Source organism: Vibrio sp. YT-16 (assembly GCF_033337405.1).
GTDB lineage: Bacteria > Pseudomonadota > Gammaproteobacteria > Enterobacterales > Vibrionaceae > Vibrio > Vibrio alginolyticus.
This window is the reverse complement of the sequence record NZ_JAWOQQ010000104.1, coordinates 1-1,232: the sequence shown is the minus strand read 5'-3', so window position 1 is coordinate 1,232 and position 1,232 is coordinate 1. Positions and strand designations below refer to the sequence as shown.

Below are 1,232 nucleotides of genomic sequence, written 5' to 3'. Positions count from 1 at the left end.
ACTGACATCGATGGTGATACGTTAAGCATTGATTCGGCGTCTGTGCCGAGTGAGCAAGGGACAGTCGAGATTGTTGATGGTAAGTTGGTGTTCACACCGGCTGAGAACTTCCATGGTGACGCCGAAATCACTTACACCATCACCGATGGTGCACTGACTGACCAAGCGACGGTCAACGTCACCGTGAATGCGGTGAACGACACGCCTGTGGTTGAAAGCAACATTGCAGACCAAACCTTGGCGGAAGATTTTACGCCATACAGCATCGATCTGAATACGGCCTTCAGTGATGTGGATAACGCCGATGGCGAGTTAACGTTTAGCGTTTCTGGTAATAGCAACATTCAAGTGGCGATCGTCAATGGGATTGCTACGTTCACTCCAACCGCAGACTGGAATGGCTCAGAAACCCTAACCTTTACCGCCACCGATCCAAGCGGTGAAAGCGTTAGCCAAACGGTGAACTTCACAGTAGCGCCAGTGGCAGATATTGAATCTGACCGCGCTACGGTTGTGGAAGACACACCAACCATCATCAAGGTTTTAGGTAACGACACGTTCGAAGGCGACGACAAAGTAGTGTCGCTCGATAGCAATAACGGTCCAGCCAACGGCACGGTCTCGGTCAACCCGGACGGCAGCGTCACTTACACGCCAAACGACAACTTCCACGGTACAGACAGCTTCACGTACATCGTTACCTCCGGTGGGGTATCGGAATTCACCACGGTGAACGTCGATGTCACGCCAGTCAACGATGCGCCAGTGGCAAAAGATGATACCGCTGTCACTGGCGAAGACACGCCAGTGACGATTGATGTCCTACCAAACGATACTGACATCGATGGTGATACGTTAAGCATTGATTCGGCGTCTGTGCCGAGTGACCAAGGTACAGTTGAAATTGTTGACGGCAAGTTGGTGTTCACACCGGCTGAGAACTTCCATGGTGACGCTGAAATCACTTACACCGTTAGCGATGGTGCACTGACTGACCAAGCGACGGTCAACGTCACCGTGAATGCGGTGAACGACACGCCTGTGGTTGAAAGTAGCATTGCAGACCAAACCTTGGCGGAAGATTTCACCCCATACAGCATCAATCTGAATACCGCTTTCAGCGATGTGGATAACGTGGATGGCGAGTTAACGTTTAGCGTCTCTGGCAACAGCAACATTCAAGTGGCGATCGTCAATGGGATTGCTACGTTCACTCCAACGGCAGACTGGAA

Annotated in this window: 1 protein-coding gene; it reads left to right on the top strand. The window is 51.5% G+C overall.

Going from position 1 to position 1,232, the window contains the following annotated elements; all coding sequences use genetic code 11:
• A partial coding sequence (locus tag R7F07_RS25045) for a tandem-95 repeat protein (RefSeq protein WP_318110643.1) occupies nucleotides 1-1,232 on the top strand: 1,232 nt, incomplete at both ends.